Source organism: Rhodoplanes elegans, from assembly GCF_016653355.1.
GTDB classification, from domain to species: domain Bacteria; phylum Pseudomonadota; class Alphaproteobacteria; order Rhizobiales; family Xanthobacteraceae; genus Rhodoplanes; species Rhodoplanes elegans.
The window spans coordinates 42,295-49,397 of the sequence record NZ_NHSK01000168.1; the positions used below are offsets into that span (position 1 = coordinate 42,295).

General features: G+C 70.8%; 8 protein-coding genes. 3 read left to right on the forward strand and 5 right to left on the reverse strand.

The features are described 5' to 3' along the window. Nucleotides 1–48: 48 nt before the first annotated feature. The 5 genes from CCR97_RS21265 to CCR97_RS21285 form a co-directional block, all read right to left on the reverse strand. Nucleotides 49–1,161, reverse strand: coding sequence for a M24 family metallopeptidase (locus CCR97_RS21265; RefSeq protein WP_111359810.1), 1,113 nt, complete (start codon nt 1,159–1,161; stop codon nt 49–51). 83 nt (nt 1,162–1,244) lie between these two features. Beyond that, complete coding sequence (locus tag CCR97_RS21270; protein ID WP_111359811.1) at nt 1,245–1,646, reverse strand: carboxymuconolactone decarboxylase family protein; 402 nt, start codon at nt 1,644–1,646, stop codon at nt 1,245–1,247. 122 nt (nt 1,647–1,768) lie between these two features. Next, nucleotides 1,769–2,068, reverse strand: coding sequence for a type II toxin-antitoxin system RelE/ParE family toxin (locus tag CCR97_RS21275; RefSeq protein ID WP_111359812.1), 300 nt, complete (start codon nt 2,066–2,068; stop codon nt 1,769–1,771). Beyond that, nucleotides 2,065–2,352, reverse strand: a complete 288-nt coding sequence (locus CCR97_RS21280) for a type II toxin-antitoxin system ParD family antitoxin (protein WP_111359813.1) — start codon at nt 2,350–2,352, stop codon at nt 2,065–2,067. Before CCR97_RS21280 ends, CCR97_RS21275 begins: the two co-directional genes overlap by 4 nt. 78 nt (nt 2,353–2,430) lie before the next feature. Beyond that, nucleotides 2,431–3,597 (reverse strand): zinc-dependent alcohol dehydrogenase, encoded by a 1,167-nt coding sequence (locus tag CCR97_RS21285; RefSeq protein ID WP_111359814.1) that lies wholly within the window; start codon nt 3,595–3,597, stop codon nt 2,431–2,433. A 337-nt stretch (nt 3,598–3,934) separates the two neighbouring features. Between CCR97_RS21285 and CCR97_RS21290 the strand changes: the two genes are divergently transcribed. The 3 genes from CCR97_RS21290 (at nt 3,935) to CCR97_RS21300 (ending at nt 6,937) form a co-directional block, all read left to right on the forward strand. After that, nucleotides 3,935–4,414, forward strand: coding sequence for an MmcB family DNA repair protein (locus CCR97_RS21290; RefSeq protein ID WP_111360494.1), 480 nt, complete (start codon nt 3,935–3,937; stop codon nt 4,412–4,414). Between the two features lie 106 nt (nt 4,415–4,520). Next, complete coding sequence (locus CCR97_RS21295; RefSeq protein WP_244670595.1) at nt 4,521–5,834, forward strand: DUF898 family protein; 1,314 nt, start codon at nt 4,521–4,523, stop codon at nt 5,832–5,834. 5 nt (nt 5,835–5,839) lie between these two features. Beyond that, nucleotides 5,840–6,937: a M48 family metallopeptidase gene (locus tag CCR97_RS21300; RefSeq protein WP_338049124.1), complete on the forward strand. Its 1,098-nt coding sequence runs from the start codon at nt 5,840–5,842 to the stop codon at nt 6,935–6,937. Nucleotides 6,938–7,103: the final 166 nt, after the last annotated feature.

Here is a 7,103-nt window from a genome sequence, read left to right on the forward strand (position 1 = left end):
GCCACGGCCCCGGTCGCCGCCGACCGGAGCCCGTGCATCGGCGGACCGCTAGACCACCAGCAGCCGGTCGGTATTGGAAAAATCCGACAGGAGCTCGCAGCCGGTCTCGGTGACCAGCACCATGTCCTTGTTCTGCATGCCGAAGCCGAAGCCGGTCTCGTAGATCAAGGGCTCGATGCCGAGCACCATGCCGGCCTCCAGCGGCTGGTCGGCGGTCGGCCCGAGATACGGGTCCTCGTGCAGATGCAGGCCGATGCCGTGGCCGATGAAGGAGATGCGCGGCAGCTTCAGCTCTTCCGTCATCGTGAGGTAGCGCTCGTAGATGGCCCGGGTCGACGCGCCGGGCCGGATCTCGTCGAGCAGCATGTGCTTGCAGGACGTGAGATTGGCCCAGATGCGTTCGGCCTCGGCCGGCGCCTTGCCGATCGCCGCCGTGCGGCAGACGCCGGCGTGATAGCCGTCGATCATCGGGAAGATCTCGACCCGGCAGACGTCGCCGGTCTTCAGCACCCGCTCGGTCGGGCCGACATTCGGGAACACGCTGCGCTCTCCGGTGGCGACGATCATCAGCTTGAAGTACTCGGCGCCCTGCTCGTAGACGCCGCGGGTGAGGCCGGCGGCCAGATCCATCTCGGTCTTGCCGGCCGCGACGGCGTGATACGACTCGGTGATGGCGCGGTCGGCGATGCGCGAGAGCTTTCGCAAGATCTGGATCTCGCCCGGCGTCTTGAGCTGGCGCAGCCGCGCCAGCATCGCCTGGGCCGGCGCGAAGGTCGCGCGCGGCAGGCGCGCGGCGAGATCCGCGTAGTCGGCGGCCGGCAGGTAGTCGAGCTCGAGCCCGATGCGGGCGTTCGCGAGGCCGTGCTTCTCGAGCGCCGCGGCCAGCACCGCCATGGCGTCGAAGGAGAACTCCTTCCACACCGCGATCTCGGTGCCGGGCGCCTTCGCCCGGATCGTGCTCGCCTCCATGTCGACGACGACGAGCGAGACGGCGCCGTCCGCCGTGACGATCGCCATGGCGTGCCGCCAGCGCATCAGCGGCTGGGTCGGCGACACGAAGCCGGTGACATAGGCGAAGTTCTCCGGCGAGCACGAGCAGATGGCGTCGAGGCCGGCCGCCTTCATGGCGGCGACCTCGCGGGCGATCACGTCCTGGCGCATCGAGGATCCTGGCTGGGGGCGAGTTTGTATACAGGGCGAGACGGAGATCGGAGAGGATCAGATGTCGGACCGTGAAGCAAGTCTCAGGCCGGCGATCCGACGTCGAGCAGGCCGAGCTCGCGCAGAATGCTCTCGGCCTCGCCGATCGCGTGATTGCCGGCCGGCACGCCGCAATACAGGGTCGACTGCAGGATGATCTCCTTGATCTCCTCGACCGTCAGGCCGCCGGCGAGCCCGGCCCGCACGTGCAGCTTGAACTCCTCCCAGCGGCCGAGCGCGATCATGGTGGCGAGCACCATGCAGCGCCGCGTCTTCTGGTCGAGCCCCGGCCGGGTCCAGATCTCGCCCCACACGATGCGGGTGATCATCTCTTGGAACTCGGTGTTGAAGCCGTTGCGCTTGGCGATCGAGCGATCCACCCAGGCATCGCCCAGCACGGATCGGCGCGCGGCCATGCCCTTCTCGTAGCGGTCGTCGGCGGTCATTGTGATGCCCTCCCGTCATGGCCGGGCTCGTCCGGGCCATCCACGTTTTATTTGACGGCAGGCCTACAAGACGTGGATGCCCGCGACAAGCGCGCAAGGCGGACGACGGCGGGTCGCCGCTTTCATTCATCCGGGAACAGGATCGATGTATAGTCGCGCGCCCCGTGCAGAACGTGGAGCACCTGAACCTCGTCATCTTCGATGCGATAGAAGATCAGGTAGTTCCCATGTGTCCGACGCCGAATGCCGCGGTCCTCCCAGTGGGGGATCAACGGAAAGGCGCGTGGACTGGAGGCGAGCTGGCGACAGCGATCATACAGCTCGGCCACGAAGGATTCGGCCCGTTCCGGATTGTCGCCCGCGATGGCGCGGCCGATCTCGACGAGATCGGCCAACGCCGCCGCGGTGACGACGACCTTCATGGGTCGAACGACTTGTCCGGCAGGCCGAGCGCGGTGCGCAGCTGCGCGAACGCTTCATCGAGCGGCACGGTCCGCCCCGCATCGGCATCGGCGATCCCGCGGCTCAGGGCCGCTTCCAGGGCCCGAAGCTTCGCAGCCCGGTCGCGCTCCTTCAGATACCGTTCGCGGACGAGCTCCCGGATGTACTCGCTGCTCGACGCAAAGGCGCCACGCCTGACCTCGTCGCGGACGAACTGCTCCAGCTCGGCCGTCAGGGTGAGGGTCATCTGTCCGGCAGGCTTCATTGCGATCTCCCGGCGCGAGTGAGCACCAGTGCAATATAGTGTATCACACTGCGCCCGCCAGCACTGCCGCCGAAACGCCTACTCCGCCGCGACCTGCCCGGCCGCGACGCCGCGCGGCTTGACCACCACCTTGATGGCGCCGTCGCGCTTCTCCTTGGCGTAGAGGAGCGCCGTCGGCAGGTCGTCGAGCGCGAAGGTGTGTGTTAGCAGCGGGCGGGCGTCGAACTTCTTGTCGCGCATGAGGGCGCAGGCGCGGTGGACGGCGCGCTTGCCCTCGCCCCTGATGCCGAACAAAGCGATGTTGTCGCGCACCAACCGGCCGACATCGACGTTCGTCGCTTCGGCCGGGAAGGCGGCGAGGCAGACCCGTCCGCCGCGGCTCGCCATCGCGATCGCCTGGCCGATGGCGACCGGGGCGCCCGAGCACTCGACCACGTAGTCGGCCCCGTGCGGCCCGACGATCGCCTTCACGGCGGCGACCGCATCCACATCGCGCCCCTCGGCGCCGCGCACGTCGATCGCGTGGTCGGCGCCGAGGCCGGCCGCGATGGCGAGGCGCTGCGGCGACAGGCCCGTCACCACCACGGGCGAGGCGCCGAGCGCCTTGCCGACCGCGGCGACGAACAGGCCGATCGGCCCCTCGCCGATGACGACCAGACTCTCGCCCGCCACCAGCCCACCGATCTCGGTGAGCGCGTACATGGCCGTGCCGGCCGTGACGACGAGGGTGCCGAGCTCGTCGGAGATGTCGTCCGAGAGCCTCGCCATCGTGTTAACGTGGTTGACCTGGTACTCGCAGAAGCCGCCGTCGGTCGTGAAGCCGTTGGCGCGATGGCCCTTGGCCCGGTTCCCGTAGTTCAGGCAGGCCGTGTAGAGGCCGGCCCGGCAGCGCCGGCACTGGCCGCAGCCGGCATGGATCTCGACCGCAACGCGGTCGCCAATGGAGAACTCGTCCACGGCCGGCCCGAGCGCCACCACGGTGCCCATGTATTCGTGGCCGGGCGTCCACTCCTTGTGGAAAGGCGGCCCGCCGTCGACGATCGCCGGCCAGCCGTACCAGATGTTGTCGATGTCGCTCGGACAGATGGCGACCGCGTCGATGCGCAGCAGCACCTCGGCGCGGCCCGGCACCGGGACCGGCTTCTCGGTGCGGCGCAGCTCGCCCGGGCCATCGAGCACCCATGCCGTCATCCGCGGCGGGATCGGGAACGCCGCGCTGGTGGTCACGCCGTCCGGGGTCGTCATCGGGGCCTCTCCTGAACCGAGGGCTTTGCACAGTTGCTCCGTCGTCCCGGGGCGGCGCGCAAGCGCCGAGCCCGGGACCCATACCCCTGTCTGCCGTGAGCCACTATCGCCGGGCGTATGGATCCCGGGCTCGCAGACCTGCGGTCCGCGCCCCGGGATGACGAATTCTGCAAAGCGCTCGAAACGTCACGGCGCCGAATGCTAACCCGAGCCGCCGCGTCGGCGCGATCCGCGCCGCCGCCCGGGCAGGGCTGCGGCCGGAGCGGAGCCGGCGATCGGCGCACGACCAGCACACCGGCTGCTTTTCCGGCCCGATTCGGCGTGGCATGGTCCGCCGATGCCGAGCGCCACCGCCCCGAGTCTGCCGATCGACGGACGCCAGTCGGCGACCGCGCTGGCGGTCGCGCGCGGCACCCAGCGCCTGCTCCTGTCGATGGGCTTCGCCTGCGTATGCGAGCTGCCGCTCGCCTCCGGCCGCCGTGCCGACCTCGTGGCGCTCGGCGGCGAGGGCACGGTGTGGATCGTCGAGATCAAGTCGTCGGTCGAGGATTTTCGGGCCGACCACAAGTGGCCGGACTACCGGCTGCACTGCGACCGGCTGTTCTTCGCCACCGCCCCGCACGTGCCGTCCGCGATCTTTCCCGCGGACGCCGGCCTGATCGTCGCCGACGGCTTCGGGGCGGAGCTGCTGCGCGACGCGCCCGAGCACCGGCTGCACGCCGCGACCCGCAAGCACATGACGCTCGCCTTCGCCCGTGCCGCGGCGCTGCGCCTACAGTCGCTCGCCGACCCGCACGGCCGCTTCGGCGACGGGTGACGCGACTGCCGCGAACGTGACGGCCGGCTCGCGACACAATGGATGGGGATCCCGGCGGGATCGGGTATCATGTTAAGGAGCGGCCCCGTCGGGCCGGCGAGGCAGCATGGACATGCGCAACTTCTCCTCCGAGCCGTCGCCGCCGCAGCCGTGGGGCGCTCCGCCCTCTCCGGAGCCGGGGCCGGAGAGCGTGCAGGCGCCAGCCGGCCCGACGACCGCGAGCTCCGGGCAGGTGACCTTCACGGGGCTGCGCGGCGACTTCTTCAGCCTGGTGGTCGCCGGCGGGCTCCTGCAGCTCGTCACGGTCGGCTTCTACCGGTTCTGGCTGGTCACCGACATCCGCCGCCATCTGTGGCGCCACACCCGCATCGGCGCCGACGCCCTTGAATACACCGGCACGGCGCGCGAGCTCTTGATCGGCTTCCTGGTGGCGCTCGCCATCCTGGCGCCCGTCTACGTGCTGTACTTCCTGGCCGGCCTCGTCGCCGAGGAGTACGCGGCTTTCGCCAGCGTGCCGCTGGTGCTGGTGCTCTACGTGTTCGGCCACTACGCGACCTACCGAGCGCGGCGCTATCGCATGACCCGCACCTCGCTGCGCGGCCTGCGCTTCTGGATGACCGGCTCGGCCTTCGCCTATGCGGGCCGGGCCGCCTGGTGGGACTTTCTCACCGTGATCACGCTCGGCCTCGCCTATCCCTGGCGGGCCGCCGCGCTCGAGCGCTACCGCATGCGCAACACCCGCTACGGCACGCTCGAGGGTGGCTTCGTCGGCACCGGCTGGCGGCTGTTCGTCCGCGGCGCCTGGATGTGGGTGCTGGCCATGGTGGTGCTCGCCGGGATGATCGCGGCGGCGGCCGGCATGGCGAGCGCCGGCGCGCTCGCGTCCCTCGCTGGCGACAAGGACGAGGTGGAGACCATCCTCGGCCTCGTCTCGCTCGGCGTCGTGCTGCTCGTGGTCCTGCTGCTGCCGCTGTGGCCGATCTTCCGGGCGACCGAGCTGCGCTGGCGCATCGAGGGCACGCGATTCGGCCCCGTCTCGCTGCACTCGTCCCTCAGGCGCCGCACCGTGCTGGGCTGCTACGCCGCCGCGCTCGGCGTGTCGATGCTGGTCGGCTCCGCCGGCAGCGTCCTGTTCGGCACCGCCACGATGGTGATGAAGAACCCGTTCGAGCACATCGAGACGGCCGGCCTCGGCGGGCAGATCGGCGCCTTCGCCGTGATCGCCGTGATCTATCTCCTGATGCTGTTCGGCTTCGGCGTGGTGAAGCGCGTCTTCGTCGACCGCGGCGTCTGGGCGGCCGTGGCCGCGACCACCACGGTGGTCGGGGTCGAGGCGCTCGACCATGTCGCGGCGGCCGGCGAGGCGGCGGGCAGCCTCGGCGAGGGCCTCGCCGACGCGCTCGACGTCGGCGCGATCTGACCGCCGTGAGCGCGCCGGCGCACGGACACGCCGTCTGGTGGGACGGCGTCACGGCGCGCCGGCGCGACGTGACGCTGCGGCTCGATCCCGACGCACTGGCGATCCTGGAGAACGGCGCCGAGACGGCGCGCTGGCCGTGGCCCGATCTGCGCCGCCGCGATGCGGGCCCGGACGTCACCCGGGTCGGCTGCGTCTCGGCCGAAGGTCTCGCGCGGCTGGACGTAGCGGACCCCGGCCTCGCCGCCGCGATCGTCGCCCGCGCGCCCGCCTTCGAGACGGCGACCGGCGGCGGCCGGCGGTTCCGGACGAAGGTCGTGATCGGCTCGCTCGCCGTCGCCGTGTCGCTCGTCCTCACGACGCTCTATCTGCTGCCGCTGGTCGCCGAGCGGCTGGTGCCGTTCGTCCCGGTGTCGTGGGAGGAGCGGCTCGGCGGCATCGCCGACAAGCAGGTGAAATCGATCTTCAGCGCCGAGACCTGTGACGCCCCGGCCGGCCGGGCGGCGCTCGATGTGCTGACCGCGAAGCTCGTCGGCGCCGCCGACGTCGGGACCGGGCAGGCCGGCGAGGGCGTGCGCATCGCCGTGCTGCGCTCCGCCACCAAGAACGCCATCGCGCTGCCGGGCGGCCGCATCTACCTGTTCGACGGGCTGTTGCAGATGGCCCGCAGCCCCGATGAGATCGCCGGCGTGCTGGCCCACGAGATCGGCCACGCCAAGGCGCGCGACGGCTTGCGCAGCCTGATCCAGGCGGGCGGCTCGTCGTTCCTGCTCGGGCTCCTGTTCGGCGACGTCACCGGCTCGTCGACCGTGGTGTTCGCGGCGCGCCTGATGGTCGACGGCTCGCATTCGCGCGAGGCGGAGCGCGCGGCCGACCGCGAGTCGGCCCGTATCATGACGTCGCTCGGCCGCCCGGCCGCGCCGATGGCGGCGTTCCTGCTGCGGGTGACGGGCGAGAACGCCGGCAAGGGCATCAGCCTGCTGCTCACGCATCCCCTCAGCGAGGAGCGCCTCGCAGCCCTGAAGGCCCTCGACCGCGGCACCAGCGAGCCGCCGCTGCTGGACGAGACTCAGTGGCAGGCCCTGCGGGGGATCTGCCGGAGGTGACGTATTTGACTCGACCCTGGTCATGGCCGGGCTCGTCCTCATAGGCGCTAAGATAAAGTTGGGCATTGGGTCATCTGGAGGCGTCGTCGGCGGGACGGCTCGGTCGATTGGCGTTGGCGGCTGCGGATGATGTCGAGGATGGTTTCGAGATCAGGCGGCGGCGCGA